The following is a 17,225-nucleotide window of genomic DNA, read 5'->3' as shown; positions in this document are numbered from 1 at the left end:
CAGCATGGCCGATCCCCGTCCACCGTGGTGGCTCAAACCGATGAACAAGGTCTTCATGGTCGCCCAAAAGGCCGGGATCCCGATCTTCGGGAAAGAGGGCCCACTGGTGCTGACGGTGATCGGACGCACGTCGGGCAAGCCGCGGTCCACCCCGATCACACCGATGTACGTCGACGGAAAGCGTTATGTGGTGGGCGGTTTCCCGGGGGCGGACTGGGTGCGCAACGCCAGGGCCAATCCGAATGCGGTGCTGACGCAGGGACGCCGCAGCGAACAGGTGCGCATGGTGGAGATGTCGGTCGAGGAAGCGCGGCCATTGCTGTACATGTTCCCCGACAAGGTGCCCACCGGCGTCAGCTTCATGAAGAACGCGGGACTGGTCACCGAGGGCAGGCCCGAGGAGTTCGAAGCACTGGCGGGGCGTTGCGCGGTGTTCCGGTTCGATACCGTGTGACCCCGTGAACCCTTTCGACCCCTCGAAGTGGGAGCCGGTGGCCGGCTTCGATTTCACCGACATCACCTATCACCGGGCCAAGGCCGACGCGACGGTCCGGGTGGCGTTCGACCGGCCCGAGGTGCGCAACGCGTTCCGTCCGCACACCGTCGACGAGCTGTACCAGGCCCTCGATCACGCGCGGATGGATCCGACCGTGGGCGTGGTGCTGCTGACCGGCAACGGCCCGTCCCCCAAGGACGGCGGCTGGGCGTTCTGTTCCGGAGGTGATCAGCGCATCCGCGGCCGCAGCGGCTACCAGTACGCCAGCGGTGAGACCGCGGACTCGGTGGACGTCGCACGCGCGGGCCGGCTGCACATCCTGGAGGTGCAGCGGCTGATCCGCTTCATGCCCAAGCCGGTGATCTGTCTGGTCAACGGCTGGGCCGCCGGCGGCGGGCACTCGCTGCACGTGGTGTGCGATCTGACGCTGGCCTCCCGCGAGCACGCCCGCTTCAAGCAGACCGACGCCGACGTGGGCAGCTTCGACGGCGGGTTCGGCAGCGCATATCTGGCGCGGCAGGTGGGCCAGAAGTTCGCCCGTGAGATTTTCTTCCTCGGTGAGGCCTACACCGCCGAGCAGATGCACCAGATGGGTGCGGTCAACCGCGTCGTCGACCACGCCGACCTCGAGACCGTCGCGCTGGAGTGGGCTGCCACCATCAACGGCAAGTCCCCGCAGGCCCAGAGGATGTTGAAGTACGCGTTCAACCTGCTCGACGACGGTCTGGTGGGCCAGCAGCTGTTCGCCGGGGAAGCCACCCGGCTGGCCTACATGACCGACGAGGCCGTCGAGGGCCGCGACGCGTTCCTGGAGAAGCGCGACCCCGACTGGACCCCGTTCCCCCGCTACTTCTAGCGACTTCGGCGCGCTTGTAACCGGTGAGCGGTCGGAAGCGCGCCGAACTCACAGGGATAATGCAGCCATGCGAATACTGCTGGCTCCACTGTGGGTGCAGGCGCTGTGCTGGGCGCTGGTGGGAGCCGTGGTCGCGGTCATGGCGAGCATGTTCTCCGCCGACGAGTCCCACCGGCCGATCCTGCTGAACTGGCCGGCGGGCACCCTGTTCTTCGTCGTGTTCACCATCGCGTTCGCGGCGATGCTGACCTGGCGCACCCAGGACACCCGCCAGACCTACTCCGCCCAGGTGCAGGGGCTGTCGCCGGCTCAGCGGTCGGCGGCCGTGCGGGCCAGCACCTCGGGCCCCGCGCCGGAAGACCCCGAGGTGCTCAAGGCCGCGCTGCGGCTGGGCACGGTCTACCTGGACCGGAACAAGGCCAACAAGCGCCGCGATCAGGCCATGACGGCGATCCTGATGGCAGCGGCAGTGCTGCTGCTGGTGATCGCGGCCTACGACGGTGACGCCTGGGGCCTGGTGTACCCGATCGTCGTGCTCATCGTGGTGCCGCTGGCGCGGTGGTGGACCGAGGGGATGGTGTCGCGCACCCGCAGGCAGACCAAGCTGCTGCAGAGCGCGCGTCGGGCGCAGCGCAGGAAACGGGTCTGACAGTTGTGCCGGGGTGTGGTAGATCGATTACCCTGAGCTGTCAGCACCTGTTGTACGACCCGCGAGATGAGACCACCATGGGCAATGAACGCAGTGTGCCCCCGCCGGGAACCGGCAGACGCCCGACGATCGCCGACGTCGCCGCACTGGCCGGTGTTTCCCGCGCCGCAGTGTCCAAGGTGTTCAACAACTCCGGCCGGATCTCCGCACCCACCGCGGCGCGGATCCACGAGGCCGCGGACAAGCTGAACTGGACGCCGAGCACCGCCGCGGTGGCGCTGCGGCGGTCCCGCAGCAGGACCGTCGGACTGGTCCTCAATCGGCCGGGGGCGCTCGAGATCGGTGCCACCAGTTCGCTGTTGATCTCGGGCCTGGAATCGGTGCTGGCACCCGCCGGGTACGGCCTGCTGCTCTATCTGATCGACCGCACCCCCGAGGATGAGGCCCGCGCCTACCGGATGATGGCCGACGAACGCCGGGTCGACGGGGTGATCCTGACCGACAGCCGCTACGGCGACGGCCGTTTCGCGCTCATGCGGTCTCTGGGTCTGCCGGCGGTGCTGATCGGCACACCGGACGAAGGAGACCCGGTGCCGCACATGGACTCCGATCCTCCGGGCGCCGGAATCGACGACGCCGTAGCGCATCTGGTGCAGCTGGGTCACCGACGCATCGCCTACATCGGCGGACCGGATGACCGTGTGCAGGCACGCGAACGCCGACTGATGTTCGAAGCCACCATGTCGACCCAGGGGCTGCGGCCCATCGCCTCCATCGCCGCCGACTACACCCCGGAGAACGCCGCCGAGCGCACCACCGTGTTGCTGGATGGCACCGACGCGCAACCCACCGCCATCATCTACGGCTCCGACCCGATGGCGATCGCCGGCATCAGCGCCGCCCGTGGACGCGGAGTGGCTGTGCCCGAACAACTCTCGGTGGTCGGATTCGACGGTCTGCCCATCGGGGCGTGGATCGACCCCACCCTGACCACGGTCCAGCGCGACGCGGTGCAACGCGGCCGCGCGGTGGCCACCAAGCTGCTCAACCTGCTCGGCGAAGACATCGAAGTCCAGCAGGTCACCCGTCCACACCTGTTGGTGCGCGGGTCCACCGGCCCGGCCCCCACGGACTGAGCCTCAGTGCCCGACGGGAGCGTCCAACGTCGGGGAGGCAGCCAACAACGTGCGGGTGTACTCGTGCTGAGGATCGGCGAAGATGGTCGCGGTGTCGCCCGCCTCCACCACGTCCCCGCGGTAGAGCACCAGCACCTTGTCGGCGACGAGCCGGACCAGCGCGAGATCGTGGCTGATGAACAGATACGCCAGCTGTAACTGCTCGCGCAGCGTCATCAGCAGCTTGATGATCTGAGCCTGGATCGACACGTCCAGCGCCGAGACCGGCTCGTCCAGGACGAGCACCTGGGGGTTCAGACCGATCGCCCTGGCGATGGCCACCCGTTGCCGCTGCCCTCCGGACAGCCGACTCGGGTACTCGTCGGCAAACGACTCCGGCAACCCCACCTGCCGGAGCAGGTCGAGCACTCGGGCCGCGCGCTCGGCCGGGGAATCGGTGAAGACGTCCTTGTGCACCACCCACGGCTCGGAGATCAACTGTGCCACAGTGCGTCTTGGATGTAACGAAGCGTACGGGTCCTGGAAGATCATCTGCAGATGCCGCCGCTGCGAGCGCATCTCAGACGGCGAGAGCGCCAGCAGATCCTTTCCGCGGAACAGCACCGAGCCGGCATCGGGCTCCACCAACCGCAGCACCGATCGTGCCAGCGTCGACTTGCCCGAGCCGGACTCGCCGACGATGGCCAGACATTCACCGGCCCACAACGAGAAGCTGACCCCGTTGACCGCGCGCACCGTGGTCCGGCCGCGCCCGCGGCCCCCGGTGAACTCCTTGACCAGTCCCTCAACCTGCAGCACCGGTCCGTCAGCGGGGGTCATGGACTGCTCCTTGCTCCAGGATCGTCTCGGCCGCGGCAGGCGTGAGCACGGCATCGGTCTCGGACGGGGGCATCTGCTGGATCTCGTCGTCGGCCAGTGAGCGCAGATCCTGCCACCGCCGGGCCCGCGCGGGGTGCGCGGCCAGCAACGCCTTGGTGTACGGATGCCGCGGTGCGGCGAACACCTGCTCGAGTACGCCCCGCTCGACTATCTCACCGCGATACATCACCAGCACCGAGTCGGCGACCAGCCGTGCCACCGCCAGGTCGTGCGTCACGAAGATGAGCGACATTAGGCGCTCTTTCTGCAACTGCCGCAACAGTTTCAGGATGCCCGCCTGGACCGTCACGTCCAGCGCAGTGGTCGGTTCATCGGCGATCAGCAACCGCGGATTCAGCGCGATCGCCATCGCGATGCAGATGCGTTGGCGCATCCCGCCGGAGAACTGGTGCGGGTAGTCGCGGATGCGGTTCTCCGGGTCGGGAATGCCCACCGCATCCATGAGACGCAGCGCCTCGGCGCGGGCCTCCTGTCGCGACGCACCGCGGCGCACCCGCAGGATCTCGGTGAGTTGCGCGCCGACGGAGAACACCGGGTTGAGGCTGTCCAGGGAATCCTGGAACACCATCGACATCCCGACGCCGCGTACCTGGCGCAGTTGCTCCTCGCTGCGGCCGACAATCTGCTCACCCTGGTAGCGGATGGATCCGCTGACCCGCCCGGGGTGATCGACCAGGCCCAGCAGCGACCGTCCCGTCACCGTCTTTCCCGAACCGCTCTCCCCTAGCAGCGCCAAGCTCTCGCCCTGCGCCAGGGTGAACGAGACACCCCGAACGGCTTCGACCTCACCTTTCTCGGTCTGGAAGGTGATACGCAGATCATCAACCGACAGCGCCGGCGTTCCCGCCGTCATGACCGTGCCGTCTTCGTGGTGCGCTTGGCCGGTTTCACGAAAAAGCCTCGCTGAGTGGGATCTTCGATGGCCCGCAGCCAGTTGGACAGCAGGTTGGCCGCCAGCGCGGTGGCCACGATGGTCAGTCCTGGGAAGACGGTCACCCACCACGCGACGCTGAGGTAGGACCGGCCGTCGGAGACCATCATCCCCCAGTCGACATCCGGTCTCTGCAGGCCGATCCCCAGAAAGCTCAGGCTGGCAGCCGCCAGGATCACGTTGGCCACTTCCAGCATGGCCAGCGTCCGCATGGTGGGGGTGACCATGGGGGTGATGTCCTTGGCCATGATGCGCCAGTCGGAAGCACCGATGGAGCGCGAGGATTCGACGAACACCCGCTCCCGCAGTTCCAGTGTCTGGGCACGGGCGGTGCGCAGGTAGACCGGAATCCGGGTGACCGCGAGCACGAGCACGAGGTTGGTGATGCTCGGCTGCAGCACATAGAGCACCGCCAGCGCGAGCAGCAGTGAGGGCACCGTGTGCAGGATGTCGGCCAGGCGCATCAGCACTGTGTCGGCCCAGCCGCCGTAGTAGCCCGAGACGATGCCGATCACGGTGCCCACCAGCGCCGACAGCGCGACGGTGCACGCCGCCACCAGCAGTGAGGTCCGCGCCCCGACGATGAGCTGCAACAGGATCGGCCGGCCGAGGCTGTCGGCGCCGAGCACGAACGACAGGCCGTGGTCGACGGTGAACGGCGGCAGGAACCGCAGGGCGAGATCCTGGTGGTTGGCGGCGTCGGTGATGAACAGCGGGAACACGGCCGCAATCAGGATCAGCGCCAGCAGCCAGATCAGGCTTGCCAGTGCACTGGCCGAGCGGATGAGCAGTTTGAGGTCGGCGGCGTAGGTGCGGCGGGCGCTGCGGCCGGCCGTCGTCGCGCCACCGGTGGCCGGGCCCGGGGCCGCGGCCGGGGCGGACTGAGTGGGGATCATGGGTAACCTGCCTCGTCTCAACTGATCCGCACACGGGCGTCAGCCAGTGCGTAGGTGAGGTCCACCAGAATGTTCAGCAGCACCACCGCGATACCGACGATGAACACGCTGGCCTGGATGAGTGCGAAGTCGCGGTTGAGTACGGCGCCGACGATCAACGTTCCGATGCCGGGGAACGCGAACACGGTGCCCACGATGATCGCACCGTTGACCATGCCCGCCGCGCGATCACCGGCGACGGTGATGATGGGCAGGGCGGCGTTGCGCAGCGCGTGTCGGTAAACCAACCGGTTGCCGGTGAATCCCCGTGCCCGCGCATTCTGGACGTATCCTGACGCCAGCGAATCGATCATGGCCCCACGGGTCACCTGGACCAGCACCCCCAGCGGCGCCAGGGTCAGGGTGGCCACCGGCAGCACCCAGGCCGCCGGTGAGGCGGCACCCGAGGTCGGCAGCAGACCCAGCTGGATGGACAGGAAGAGCACGCCCACCAGCGCGAACCAGAAGTCGGGAACGCTGGCAGAGGTCAGCGAGGAGAAGGTGATCGCCTTGTCGACCGCCTTGAATTTGCGGCGGGCGGCGATGGCGCCCAACGGAACCGCGAGCACCAGCGAGACAGCCAGTGCGATCACCGCCAGTGCCAGTGTCGGCGGCATGGCCTCCGCAGCGGCCTGAAGGGCAGGCCGCTGCTGCCAGATGGAGTCGCCGAAGTCCAGTCGCACGGCACCGCCGAGGAACCGCAGGAACTGCTGCCACAGCGGCAGGTCGAACCCGTGCTGCGCATTGAACTGGGCATAGCGTTCCGGGCTGGCGCCTTCGGGCAGATACAGGTTGGCCGGGTTCCCGGTGATCCGGGCCAGGAAGAACACGATCACCACGACGCCGACCACCGTCACCGCACTGGCGGCGAGTCGGCGAAGCAAGAAGGTCCCCATGGGATATCAGTCGGCGAAGGTGATGTCGGAGACCCGGAGTTCGACACCGGTGAGTCCGTTCGGTTCGTACTCGACTCCGGGTCCGAGCATCAGCAGCTTCGATTGCAGTGCCAGCGGCACGAATCCGGCGATCTCGTTGTACTGATAGGTTGCCGCCTCCTGGTAGAGCCGGGCCCGGTCCTCGCCGACCGCCAGCTCGGCCTCGCGCAGCAGGGTGTCGATCTCGGGGCTGCGGATGGTGGAGTTGGATCCGTCACCGGCCATGTACTTCGGAAAGGTGAAACTGGCGTCGCCCGTCACGTTGTCGTGCGAGATCGCGATGATGTTGGGCTTCTGATCGGCGGGGAAGGGTGCGCGCAGCAGTTGCAGCCAGGCGTCGGTGTCCAGGCTCAGGATGTCGACGTTGAAGCCGACATCCTGCAGGTTCTGGTGGACGTACTGGATCACCTCGTCGGAACCCGGGAACAGATCCGGGCGGGTCACCAGGTCGAACGCGGCGTCGACATCCACACCGTCGGCCCTGGCTTCGGCCAGGAGCGCTTTGGCCCGTTCGGGGTCGAAGCCCGGCCCTTCATAGCCCTCGACGAAGCCGTTGACGCTGGCGGCCACGATCTGATCGGTGGGCTGCCCAGAACGCTGCATCAGGGTGCCGACAATGGTGTCCTTGTCGATCGCATAGGCCGCGGCCTGGCGCACCCGGACGTCGGTGAAGGGGGCCTTCTCGGTGGGGGTACGCAGGAAAAACACCCGGTTGTCGCTGTACTCCCGGGTGCGGTCGTCATCGGTGGCATCCTGCACCGAAATCGGTACCGCCAGACTGGCTTCCCCCGTGCGGGCCATGCCGGCCCGGACCGACGGTTCTGCGCGGTAGACATACCGGACACCGTTGGCCTCGGGCGCCTCGCCCCAGTAGCCGTCGTAGCGGGCCAGGGTGACCGACTCGCCCTGCACCCGGTCGGAGAAGGCAAAGGGTCCGGTGCCCACCGGTTCGGTGGTCTTGCTGTCGGCCGGAGTGCTGGGCGCACCGATGTCCGCGTAGCTGATGCGCACCGGCAGGATGGAATCCGGTGTCTCCGAGGTGATGTCGAGTGTGGTGGAATCGACGGCAGTGACGGTGAGCGGGTAGGGGAACTGGTCGAGGTTCTGGCAGTTCAGCTCGGGGTCGACCACCCGCCGGATACTGGCCGCGGCAGCCTCGGCGTCGAACGGTGTCCCGTCGTGGAACGTCACCCCGTCGCGGAGGGTGAAAGTCCATGTGTTGGGGTCTTTCTGGACCCAGGACTCGGCCAGCAGCGGCACCACTTCACCACTGGCGGGGTCGATTCGCGTGAGCGACTCGGTCACGTTGGAGCGCAGCACCACCGCATTGGCCGCGTCCTGGGTGTCGCACGGGTCCAGGGACACAGGTTCGACGGCGACCACGATGGTCAGATTACCGTCGGCGGGCGCACCGCCGGTGGTACCGCTGCCGCAGGCAGTCGACAGGAGCAGGGTGGCGACGGCGAGCGCCGCGACTCGCGATGACATCGTCGTCATGGGCGGTTCTCCTTTTCGTGGGAGGGCAACTCTGCACCGAGGGCAGGGGCCAGGAGCGGACTGCGGGTGAAAGCATCGCGGGGAGTGATGGCGTTGAGCAGGGGCTCGCAGGCGCGGTACCGGCGGACGTTCTCGACGATGGTGTTGATCGAACGTTGGGTCTTGTCCGGCATCCGGGGGGTCATGTGGGGCGTGAGCACCAGATTGGGGGCATCCCACAACGGCGAATCGGCCGGCAGCGGCTCCTCTTCGAACACGTCCAGACCGGCACCGGCGATCTCACCACGGTTCAGCGCGTCGATCAGGGCTGCGGTGTCGATCACCGCCCCGCGCGCGAGGTTGATGATGAAGGCACTGGACTTCATCTGCGCGAACCGCGGCCCGTCGAAGAGGTGGTAGGTGGCATCGGTGAGCTGGGTGGCCAGCATGATGACATCGGACTGGTTGACCAGCGGGTCGATGGTGTCGCCGTTGTCCGCGGCGAGCAGCACGTCGACATTGTCGGGCACGGTCTCACCGTTGCGCCGGTAGACGATCACCCGCATACCGAAAGCCTTTCCCAGCGAGGCCATTTCCCGGCCGGTGTGGCCGAAGCCGACGATGCCGAGGGTCTTACCCCACAGGCCTTCCTTCCAGAAGTAGCCGTCGATGCCACGCCAGACGTGCTCGCGCTGATGCTCGAAGAGCCGTTGCGCCTCGAAGGTGAGCGCCAGTGCGAAATAGAATCCGTGCTGGGCCAGGGCCGGCGCCGAGCGGCCTGCCGATCCGGTGACGATCAGACCCTTGTCAAACACGTCGGGCCGGGCCGAGCGGTTGAGCCCGGAATGATCGCAATGCACCCAGCGCAGTTGCGGCGCCGCGACGAAGCGGTCGTCGAGATCGCCTTCGAGAACAGCGACGTCGGCCCGCTCGAGCACCGCTGCGATGGTCGCGTCGTCGTCAGACGGGCACCACACGAACTCCGCCGGTGCGAATGCCGCACGCAGCTGGTCGATCTCGGCCTCGGTGAACGGGACAGTGGACAGCACGGTGCTGATGGTCCTGATATTGCTCACGGGGTCTCCTCGGCAGCAATGGTGATGACGTCATAGAGGCCGATCTTGGGGAGCCTCACCACGACGCGGCCGCCGTCCCATTCGGTCGCCAGGTCCGACTCGGTGACCAGCGAACGCACCGTGACCGCACCCGGCTGCATCGGGATGATCAACCGCCCGTCGGAGATGTCGATCTCGGGCCCGAAACTCTTGCGTCGCGCCCCCGATAGGTTCAGCACGTGGACCACCATCAGATCGGGGCGTTGTTGCACGGTGATCTCCGCCTGCTCGGGTAGCTGTGCCGTCACCCCGAGGTCGTCACCGGCGAGTTCGTGCACCAGTTCCAGGAAGGTGTCGCGGATGCTGGTCAGCCCCAACTCGTGAAAACTGCGTCCAATCGTCCAGGGCACCAGGCCCACTCGGCCACCCAGGGCGCCGGACGGGGCGCCGAGGACGAAGGCCGGCTGCCCGTCGGGCTGGTTGCCGTAGGCCTTCTCGGGCGGACCGAACGGGGCGCGCGCGAGATGGCTGCCGCGGGTGTCCGCGTCGCGACGCAGCTCGACGTCGTAGTGCACCCCGTACACCGGAACCAGGGAAGCGCCGAAGCGCACCCCGTCGGCCACCTGGTCGGCGGCGGTGACATACGTGGATTTGAGTTGCTCGGCATCGTCTACCGCGTCGGTGATCCGGATCGCGGGGGTGGCCGCCAGGACGCCGTGGCCGGTGTCGCCGAATCCGCTGCGACCGGTCAGGGCCACCCGGCCCCCCGCGTCGACGAAGGTGTCCAGCGCGGCGATCACCTCGGTGGGCAGACTGGGGACGTCGGGGATGACCAACAACCGGTAGCGCCGCAGGCCGCCGGTGGAGTTCATCTCGGCGATGCCCTCGGCCGGCAGCACGTCGAAGGCGATGTGCGCCTGCTGCAGGGCGGCGTAAAGCCCCCGGAACTCCTGAGTGGACTGTTCGTGGCGCGCCAGGTCCTGGGCCAACCGGTCCGGCCGCACCAGCCCCACCCGGGCACCCGGGCCCAGATCGGTGTACACGGCGCGGTGGTCACGATGGAAGCGGACTATCTCACCGGCGGATTCCAGTGCGGCGTTGGGGATGTCGCCCGGCACACCCATGATGTAGGTCGACGGATTGGCCCCGCGCGCCATCGCCTGCAGGAGGTACTGGGCGAAATGCTGCGGTTGCTCCCCCGCCAACCGGTACGGCATGTCGATGAAGGCCACGGAGTTGACCACCACCGGACGCTGCGGCTCGCGGGACCGGAACGCGCTGACGGCCTCACCGGTGGCGTGGTGCCAGAGTTCGCGTCCCACTTCGTTGTTGGCTTCGTAGAACACGATGTCGGAGCGGATCAGACCCACGTTGGGCCGGCGACCGCGGATGTGGGTGTTGATGCGGTGGGTCAGCTCCTGGATGACTCCGCTGGAGTAGCGCCGCCACAGATCGTAGTGCGGCGAATCGGGTCCGGTCGGCAGCTCGAGGCCGCCGCTGAATTCGGCGAAGCCTGCCTTGGAGGACGCGTTTTGCGAGACACCCCAGTAGCGGCCGCTGTAGTCGACTTCGTTGAAAGTGAGCCAGTTGAAGAAGAATCCGTCGATGTCGTAGCGGTCGAGTACTTCGTCGATGACCTCGAAGATCTTCTCCTGGTAGTAGCCGGCACTCGGGCACACGCTGACCAGACCGTTGTACACCTGCCGCCGCCCGTCGGGACCCACGAAGCACCACTGCGGGTGGGCATCGGCGATGGCCTGGCTGACTTTGGAGAAATCCATCCGGGCCAGCAACCGCAGACCGCGGGCGTGGGCTGCCTCCACTGCGTCGCCCAGCAGATCACCACCGGGGCGCGCGTCCAGGAAGGGGTTGCGGGTCTGGAACGGTAGGTCGGTGGGATAGAAGGACATGATGCCGCCACCGTTGACCAGCCAGGTGTCGGCTCCGAATGCGGCGACAGCATCGGCGACGGCACCGACGTCCATGGTCGCATCGACCTCACGCAGGTTGGTCTGGAACATCGCGAACGGTGAGGCCCACCAATTCGCCTGTGAGAAGTGCGCTTTCGCTGTGTTCATCGGAGCCGCACTCACCGGGCCACTCCACCGTTCATCTCGATGGCCAACCGGTGCAGCGCCGAATGGTCGAGTCCACCGTGACCTTGGGCCACCAGGGCAGCCACGAGCTGGCTGACCAGGGCGGTCGCCGGCAGCGCCAGCCCGGCGTCCCGGGCGGTGCGCGTGACGATGCCGAGGTCCTTGTGGTGCAGTTCCACTCGGAAACCGGGGGTGAAGTTTCGGTCGACGTAGTTGCGGCGTTTACGCGCAATCACCGTGCTGCCGGCCAGACCGCCACCGATGACGTCCAAGGCGAGTTCGGGGTCGACGCCTTGGGAATCGAGGAAGACCAGGGCCTCGGCCAGCATCTGCAGGTGTCCGGCCACCATCAGCTGGTTGGCCGCCTTCACCGACTGTCCGGTGCCCGCCGCCCCCACGCGCACGATCGTCGAACCCATCGCCTCGAGCAGCGGGCGGCAACGGTCGAAGACAGCCTGCTCCCCGCCGACCATGATCGACAGCGAACCCTCTTCGGCGCCGGCCTGCCCTCCGCTGACGGGCGCGTCGAGCGCCGCGATGCCACGCTCGGCGAGGCGGGCGGCGATCTCAGCGGAGGCGCCGGGCTCGATGGTGCTCATATCGATGACGGTGGCTCCCGCGGCGATGTCGTCGACCACTGGTGACGGCTGGCTGCCGAACAGGACTCCGAGCACGTCGGGGGTATCGGGCAACATCGTGATCACGACGTCGGCACCGGTGACGGCCTTGGCGGCGGTGTCGGCAGGCTCGACCCCGGTGGCAGCCGCGGCGGAGCGGGTGGCCGCGGTGCGACTGTAACCGCGAACCCGGTGGCCGGCAGCCACCAGGTTGGCCGCCATGGGCGCCCCCATGATGCCGAGGCCGATGAATGCCACTTCCGCCACACGCGCTCCTCATGTCGAGTAGACCGATCCACCAAAGGCAGATGACCGCTTTCGAGAGCTGGTCGCCGCGAATGGTATTTCGATTTACCAGCTGATGTCAACCACGTCACCCCTGCCGGCTGATGCGGCGCACGTCACCGCTGTGACGCCGAGGCGTCCGCGAGCGCACGCGGGCCACCTCAGCCGGGCCGGGTAACGTGCGCTCCGTGAATCCGCTGCGCGCCGCGACGAACGCCCTGGCCACTGCCGTGGCCTTGACCGGCATGCGTCCCCCGCTGACCCTGCCCACCCGCACCCGCATCGATCTGCGGGGCAAGCGGGTACTGCTGACGGGCGCCTCCTCCGGCATCGGTGCCGCGGCCGCACAGAAGTTCGGCGCCGCGGGTGCGACGGTGTTCGCGGTGGCCCGCCGCGCCGAACTCCTCGACGAGGTGGTGGACCGGATCGCCGATGCCGGCGGCGCCGCCCACGCGTTCCCGTGTGACCTGTCCGATCTCGATGCCATCGATGCGTTGATGAAAGACGTTGGCGTGGTGGACATCCTGATCAACAATGCCGGCCGCTCGATCCGGCGGCCGCTGGAGCAGTCGCTGGACCGCTGGCACGACGTCGAGCGCACCATGACGCTGAACTACTACTCACCGCTGCGGCTGATCCGCGGCGTGGCCCCCGGCATGCTCGAGCGCGGCGACGGGCACATCATCAACGTCTCGACCTGGGGCGTGATGAACGAGTCGGTGCCGCTGTTCGCCGCATACAACGCCTCCAAAGCCGCCCTGAGCACCGTGAGCCGCGCCATCGAAACCGAATGGGCGCCCAAGGGCATCAAATCCACGACGCTGTACTACCCGCTGGTGGCCACCCCGATGATCGCACCGACCCGGGCCTACGACGGTCTGCCCGCCCTGAGTGCGGAGGAAGCGGCTGACTGGATGATCGAGGCAGCCCGCACCCGTCCCGTGCGGATTGCACCGCGGATCGCGATGACTGCGCGGGCGGTCGACACCGTGGCCCCGGGTGTGGTGACCGGATTGATGCGACGTCAGGGCTTCCAGCCCGGGTGATAGACAGGTGGGCATGGAGATTCTGGCCAGCCGCGTCCTGTTCCGGCCATCGGACTACCGGCGCTCGGTCGAGTTCTACCGCGACAGCATCGGTCTGGCCATCGCCCGGGAGTACAGCGGGGGCACCGTGTTCTACGCCGGCCAGTCGCTGATCGAACTCGCCGGACACGGGGAGCCCACCAGTGGCGGCTCACTGTGGCTGCAGGTGCGCGACCTCTACGCCACCCAGGCCGAACTCGAGGGCCGGGGTGTACCGATTGCGCGGGCCGCCAGGCAGGAAGCGTGGGGGCTGCACGAGATGCACGTCAGCGACCCCGACGGGGTGACCCTGATCTTTGTCCAGGTGCCCGAGGATCACCCGTTGCGGCGCGATCGTCGCTAATTCACCGGCGTCGCCAGCGGCCAGCCCACCAGGGCCAGCCGTGACGAAACCTGGTGCATCTCTTCGGGATTGGGCTCTTTATCGATCAGCGCGGCAATGGCCTCGCGGATCTGCGCCTCGGTCACCGGGGTGTCGGCGTCAGCACCTTTGAGGATGGTGCGGGCGGCGGCCACCACCTCCTCCTCGGACAGCGTGCGCTTGAGCAGCGCCAGTAGGGCGAAGTGATCCTTGGGCGGCACGCCTTCGGGGAAACCGGCGTTGAGCCAGGCGATCACGTTGTTGAACGAACTCTGCGTCATGGCTGCCTCACTCACACGAACGGGAAGAGGTTGATACCGAAGTGGTGCTCGATGGTAGACCGGGTGATCCAGGCCAGCGCCGTCAGGATGACGAAGCCGACGAAGACGAACAGTGCCAGCCCCAGGAACTTCACCGCCGGGTTGGTCGAGTGGGTGGTGCCGTCGGCGTCGGTGACACCGGCGCCGTGCGAGTACGCCACCAGCCCGGCGGCGAAGATCGCGGGCAACCCGGCACCCAGGATCAGACCCACCACCAGGACCTTGAAAATGCTTTCCACATAGATCATGTCGGTTCCTTCTAGACGGTGGTCTTGGCGGCGGCGTCGTCGCGCATGTCGGCCGGCACCACGGAGTTGGTGGACTCGTCCCAGTCGGCGTTGACGTTGTTGTGGTCCACCTTCTGCTGCTGGGCGCGCCACCACATGTAGAAGGACAGCGCGACCAGGATGAGGAAGATCAGGCCGTCACCCACCAGCTGGGTGGTGGCTCCGGCGACCAGGTGCGAGATCCAGAAGGCGACCGCTCCCACCAGGCCCGCCGCCGGCAGGGTGATGATCCAGGCGATCGCCATGCGGCCGGCGACCGCCCAACGGACCTGCGCGCCAGGCTTTCCGACGCCACTGCCCAGGATCGAACCGGTGGCCACGTGGGTGGTGGACAGCGCCATGCCCGCCGCCGAGGAGCTCAGGATGATCGCGGCCGAGGAGGCCTCGGCAGCCAGCCCCTGCGGCGACTCGATCTCGACCAGCCCCTTGCCCAGGGTGCGGATGACCCGCCAGCCGCCCAGGTAGGTGCCCAGGCCGATGGCGAGCGCGCAGCTGGCGATGATCCAGAACGGCAGTCCGTCCTCGGCGACGTCACCGGTGAGGTGGCCGGTGGTGATCAGCGCCAGGGCGATGACACCCATGGTCTTCTGCGCATCGTTGGTGCCGTGGGACAGCGCCACCAACGAGGCGGTGGCGATCTGACCCCACCGGAACCCTTCCTCGCGGCGGTTCTTCTGTACGTTCTGGGTGATCTTGTAGACCAGCCAGGTACCGCAGGCGGCGACGAGACCGGCGATCACCGGGGCGGCAACCGCCGGAATCAGCACCTTCTGGGTGACGCCGGACCAGTTGACGCCGGCCAGCCCGATGGCCGCCATCCCCGCACCGATGAGCCCGCCAAACAGTGCGTGCGACGAGCTGGACGGGATGCCGAACAGCCAGGTCAGCAGGTTCCACAGGATGCCGCCGATGAGCCCGGCGAAGATGATGGTCAGCCCGGTGGAGGCGTCGATGTTGGGCAGCAGCGTGCCGGTTTTGCTGTCCTGGATCTTCAGCACCGAGGTGGTGACCGTCAGCGCCACCTCCACCGACAGGAACGCGCCGACCAGGTTCAATACACCGGCCAGCAGGACAGCGGTCTTGGGCTTCAGCGCGCGGGTCGCGATCGAGGTGGCCATGGCGTTCCCGGTGTCGTGGAAGCCGTTGGTGAAGTCGAATGCCAGTGCCGTCGCGATAAGGAGGATCAGAATGATCATCTCTGCGCTCATGGGGCTAATTGTGCGGTCTGATAGGTGAATTCGACTAACCGTCGACAACCGCCAAGCGTTCGCTGAGCTGGCTTTATACATACTCCCAGGTGACGTTCATGCCCCGTTCACCCGAGCCACGCCGATCGTTGGTAGATCACACCCGTGCGGGTAGCCTCTGGTCGGCAGCCGAGCGCCGCAGAGGGGACAGTGGAGACGTGAACCGGTTTCTCAGCGCCATCGTCTCGTGGCTGCGCGCGGGTTACCCCGAGGGCGTGCCCGCCACCGATTACCAACCGCTGTTCGCCTTGCTGTCCGGGCGGTTGAGCCACGACGAGGTCAAGCAGGTGGCCCGCGAACTGCTGAACCGACCCGACATCGACGACGCCGACATCGGCGCCGAGATCATCCGGCGCACCGACGAACTCCCCTCGCCCGGTGACATCGAGCGGGTTCGGGAGCGGTTGGCCGCCAAGGGGTGGCCTCTGGACGATCCGCGCGATCTGCCGTGAGCATCCTGCGTGCGGTCGACGTCACCACCGGTGTCGCGCTGATCCCCGTCGTCGAGCAGGCCCTGACCGGTGGCGCCGCGATGTTGCCGGTTCCCGCCGCCGATGCCCGCCAGTCGGAATTGCTGCGCACCGCGCTGCGGGCCGGCCACGAGATCGACGACGACGTCGCGTTCGTCGTCGGCACCTCCGGCACCACGGGTGTTCCGAAAGGCGCACTGCTGACGGGTGCGGCGCTGACGGCCAGTGCACGCGCCACCCACACCCGCCTCGGTGGTCCGGGCACCTGGCTGCTGGCGCTGCCCGCCTATCACGTCGCCGGGCTGCAGGTGGTGATCCGCAGCGTGCTGGCCGGGACCACCCCGGTGGAACTGGACGTCTCGCGGGGGTTCGATGTCTCCGCGTTGCCGGCAGCCGTGGCCGCGATGGGAACCGGGCGGCGCTACACCTCGCTGGTGGCGCCGCAACTGGCCAAGGCGCTGACCGATCCGGCGCCCACCGAAGCGTTGGCAGCGCTGGATGCCGTGTTGCTCGGCGGCGGTCCCGCCCCGGCGCAGGTGCTCGACAATGCCGCTGCGGCAGGGATTGTGGTGGTGCGCACTTACGGCTCGAGCGAGACCTCGGGCGGCTGCGTCTACGACGGCGTGCCCCTGGACGGTGTACTCGTCAGAATCGACGACGGCCGGGTGATCCTGGGCGGGCCGACGCTGGCCAAGGGTTACCGCAACATTCCCGACGACAACCCGTTCGCCGAACCCGGCTGGTTCCGCACCGACGACGCGGGTGTGCTGGAGGACGGCGTGCTGCGGGTCGTCGGCCGTATCGACGAGGCCATCACCACCGGCGGCCTCAAGGTGTTGCCGCAGCCGGTCGAAGCCGTGCTGCTGACCCATCCCGCGGTGGCCGACGCCGCAGTCTTCGGGCTGCCCGACGACCGGCTGGGACAGCGGGTGGTGGCGGCCGTGGTGGCCGCCGGCGCCGCTCCCACCTTGGCCGACCTGAAAGCGCACGTCGTACAGTCGCTGGACCCCACCGCCGCGCCCCGCGAACTGCACCTGCTCGACGAACTGCCCCGTCGCGGGATCGGCAAGCTGGACCGGCGCGCATTGGTAGCCCGCTTCAGCTGACCG

19 protein-coding genes are annotated in these 17,225 nt (G+C 67.7%); 8 read left to right on the top strand and 11 right to left on the bottom strand.

Going from position 1 to position 17,225, the window contains the following annotated elements:
* Positions 1-4: 4 nt before the first annotated feature.
* From G6N58_RS15170 to G6N58_RS15155, 4 genes are all read left to right on the top strand, one after another.
* Complete coding sequence (locus tag G6N58_RS15170) at positions 5-454, top strand: nitroreductase/quinone reductase family protein (RefSeq protein WP_115278158.1); 450 nt, start codon at positions 5-7, stop codon at positions 452-454.
* A gap of 4 nt (positions 455-458) precedes the next feature.
* Complete coding sequence (locus G6N58_RS15165; protein WP_068915464.1) at positions 459-1,352, top strand: 1,4-dihydroxy-2-naphthoyl-CoA synthase; 894 nt, start codon at positions 459-461, stop codon at positions 1,350-1,352.
* A gap of 67 nt (positions 1,353-1,419) precedes the next feature.
* Positions 1,420-2,001, top strand: a complete 582-nt coding sequence (locus tag G6N58_RS15160) for a hypothetical protein (RefSeq protein ID WP_115278160.1) — start codon at positions 1,420-1,422, stop codon at positions 1,999-2,001.
* A gap of 77 nt (positions 2,002-2,078) precedes the next feature.
* Entirely contained in the window at positions 2,079-3,137 is a 1,059-nt protein-coding gene (locus G6N58_RS15155; protein WP_115281491.1) for a LacI family DNA-binding transcriptional regulator, read from the top strand.
* Positions 3,138-3,140: 3 nt separating this feature from the next.
* Here the strand turns inward: G6N58_RS15155 and G6N58_RS15150 are convergent, their stop codons facing one another.
* From G6N58_RS15150 to G6N58_RS15115, 8 genes are read right to left on the bottom strand one after another with little or no spacing between them, the layout of a single operon-like run.
* Complete coding sequence (locus G6N58_RS15150) at positions 3,141-3,956, bottom strand: ATP-binding cassette domain-containing protein (RefSeq protein WP_115278161.1); 816 nt, start codon at positions 3,954-3,956, stop codon at positions 3,141-3,143.
* The gene (locus tag G6N58_RS15145; protein ID WP_115278162.1) at positions 3,943-4,869 is read right to left on the bottom strand and encodes an ABC transporter ATP-binding protein; all 927 of its coding nucleotides are present in this window, start codon (positions 4,867-4,869) and stop codon (positions 3,943-3,945) included. Before G6N58_RS15145 ends, G6N58_RS15150 begins: the two co-directional genes overlap by 14 nt.
* Positions 4,866-5,843 (bottom strand): ABC transporter permease, encoded by a 978-nt coding sequence (locus G6N58_RS15140; RefSeq protein WP_115278163.1) that lies wholly within the window; start codon positions 5,841-5,843, stop codon positions 4,866-4,868. Before G6N58_RS15140 ends, G6N58_RS15145 begins: the two co-directional genes overlap by 4 nt.
* A 17-nt stretch (positions 5,844-5,860) precedes the next feature.
* Positions 5,861-6,778: an ABC transporter permease gene (locus G6N58_RS15135; RefSeq protein ID WP_115278164.1), complete on the bottom strand. Its 918-nt coding sequence runs from the start codon at positions 6,776-6,778 to the stop codon at positions 5,861-5,863.
* Positions 6,779-6,784: 6 nt separating this feature from the next.
* Complete coding sequence (locus G6N58_RS15130) at positions 6,785-8,314, bottom strand: ABC transporter substrate-binding protein (RefSeq protein WP_115278165.1); 1,530 nt, start codon at positions 8,312-8,314, stop codon at positions 6,785-6,787.
* Complete coding sequence (locus G6N58_RS15125) at positions 8,311-9,369, bottom strand: D-2-hydroxyacid dehydrogenase (protein WP_197746426.1); 1,059 nt, start codon at positions 9,367-9,369, stop codon at positions 8,311-8,313. Before G6N58_RS15125 ends, G6N58_RS15130 begins: the two co-directional genes overlap by 4 nt.
* The gene (locus G6N58_RS15120; protein WP_115278166.1) at positions 9,366-11,426 is read right to left on the bottom strand and encodes a family 10 glycosylhydrolase; all 2,061 of its coding nucleotides are present in this window, start codon (positions 11,424-11,426) and stop codon (positions 9,366-9,368) included. Before G6N58_RS15120 ends, G6N58_RS15125 begins: the two co-directional genes overlap by 4 nt.
* A gap of 11 nt (positions 11,427-11,437) precedes the next feature.
* A complete protein-coding gene (locus G6N58_RS15115; protein WP_115278167.1) occupies positions 11,438-12,328 on the bottom strand; it encodes a 2-hydroxy-3-oxopropionate reductase in 891 nt (296 codons plus the stop codon).
* 197 nt (positions 12,329-12,525) lie between these two features.
* On the opposite strand from G6N58_RS15115, the gene G6N58_RS15110 reads away from it, so the two are divergent.
* Positions 12,526-13,392, top strand: coding sequence for an SDR family oxidoreductase (locus G6N58_RS15110; RefSeq protein ID WP_435406139.1), 867 nt, complete (start codon positions 12,526-12,528; stop codon positions 13,390-13,392).
* Positions 13,393-13,405: 13 nt separating this feature from the next.
* Positions 13,406-13,774, top strand: coding sequence for a VOC family protein (locus G6N58_RS15105; protein ID WP_115278168.1), 369 nt, complete (start codon positions 13,406-13,408; stop codon positions 13,772-13,774).
* On the opposite strand, the gene G6N58_RS15100 is transcribed toward G6N58_RS15105, so the two are convergent.
* From G6N58_RS15100 to G6N58_RS15090, 3 genes are read right to left on the bottom strand one after another with little or no spacing between them, the layout of a single operon-like run.
* Positions 13,771-14,073 (bottom strand): DUF3349 domain-containing protein, encoded by a 303-nt coding sequence (locus G6N58_RS15100; protein WP_115281494.1) that lies wholly within the window; start codon positions 14,071-14,073, stop codon positions 13,771-13,773. The genes G6N58_RS15105 and G6N58_RS15100 overlap by 4 nt on opposite strands.
* An 11-nt stretch (positions 14,074-14,084) precedes the next feature.
* A complete protein-coding gene (locus G6N58_RS15095; RefSeq protein ID WP_068915451.1) occupies positions 14,085-14,360 on the bottom strand; it encodes a hypothetical protein in 276 nt (91 codons plus the stop codon).
* Between the two features lie 11 nt (positions 14,361-14,371).
* Positions 14,372-15,607: an inorganic phosphate transporter gene (locus G6N58_RS15090; protein WP_115278169.1), complete on the bottom strand. Its 1,236-nt coding sequence runs from the start codon at positions 15,605-15,607 to the stop codon at positions 14,372-14,374.
* 197 nt (positions 15,608-15,804) lie between these two features.
* Between G6N58_RS15090 and G6N58_RS15085 the strand changes: the two genes are divergently transcribed.
* Complete coding sequence (locus G6N58_RS15085; RefSeq protein WP_068915449.1) at positions 15,805-16,098, top strand: DUF3349 domain-containing protein; 294 nt, start codon at positions 15,805-15,807, stop codon at positions 16,096-16,098.
* A 38-nt stretch (positions 16,099-16,136) separates the two neighbouring features.
* On the top strand, positions 16,137-17,222 hold the full coding sequence (menE, locus tag G6N58_RS15080) for an o-succinylbenzoate--CoA ligase (RefSeq protein ID WP_435406193.1): 1,086 nt from the start codon (positions 16,137-16,139) through the stop codon (positions 17,220-17,222).
* Positions 17,223-17,225 lie beyond the last annotated feature (3 nt).

The organism is Mycolicibacterium tokaiense (assembly GCF_010725885.1).
Lineage (GTDB): Bacteria > Actinomycetota > Actinomycetes > Mycobacteriales > Mycobacteriaceae > Mycobacterium > Mycobacterium tokaiense.
The sequence above is the reverse complement of the archived record's forward strand: the minus strand, read 5'-3'. Positions and strand labels throughout refer to the sequence as shown.

Excerpts from the sequence above, each read along its gene's own strand:
- G6N58_RS15170 (WP_115278158.1), top strand. The coding sequence starts at position 5 with ATGGCCGATCCCCGTCCACCGTGGTGGCTCAAACCGATGAACAAGGTC.
- G6N58_RS15160 (WP_115278160.1), top strand. The coding sequence starts at position 1,420 with ATGCGAATACTGCTGGCTCCACTGTGGGTGCAGGCGCTGTGCTGGGCG.
- G6N58_RS15155 (WP_115281491.1), top strand. The coding sequence starts at position 2,079 with ATGGGCAATGAACGCAGTGTGCCCCCGCCGGGAACCGGCAGACGCCCG.
- G6N58_RS15150 (WP_115278161.1), bottom strand. The coding sequence starts at position 3,956 with ATGACCCCCGCTGACGGACCGGTGCTGCAGGTTGAGGGACTGGTCAAG.
- G6N58_RS15145 (WP_115278162.1), bottom strand. The coding sequence starts at position 4,869 with ATGACGGCGGGAACGCCGGCGCTGTCGGTTGATGATCTGCGTATCACC.
- G6N58_RS15140 (WP_115278163.1), bottom strand. The coding sequence starts at position 5,843 with ATGATCCCCACTCAGTCCGCCCCGGCCGCGGCCCCGGGCCCGGCCACC.
- G6N58_RS15135 (WP_115278164.1), bottom strand. The coding sequence starts at position 6,778 with ATGGGGACCTTCTTGCTTCGCCGACTCGCCGCCAGTGCGGTGACGGTG.
- G6N58_RS15130 (WP_115278165.1), bottom strand. The coding sequence starts at position 8,314 with ATGACGACGATGTCATCGCGAGTCGCGGCGCTCGCCGTCGCCACCCTG.
- G6N58_RS15120 (WP_115278166.1), bottom strand. The coding sequence starts at position 11,426 with ATGAACACAGCGAAAGCGCACTTCTCACAGGCGAATTGGTGGGCCTCA.
- G6N58_RS15105 (WP_115278168.1), top strand. The coding sequence starts at position 13,406 with ATGGAGATTCTGGCCAGCCGCGTCCTGTTCCGGCCATCGGACTACCGG.
- G6N58_RS15100 (WP_115281494.1), bottom strand. The coding sequence starts at position 14,073 with ATGACGCAGAGTTCGTTCAACAACGTGATCGCCTGGCTCAACGCCGGT.
- G6N58_RS15095 (WP_068915451.1), bottom strand. The coding sequence starts at position 14,360 with ATGATCTATGTGGAAAGCATTTTCAAGGTCCTGGTGGTGGGTCTGATC.
- G6N58_RS15090 (WP_115278169.1), bottom strand. The coding sequence starts at position 15,607 with ATGAGCGCAGAGATGATCATTCTGATCCTCCTTATCGCGACGGCACTG.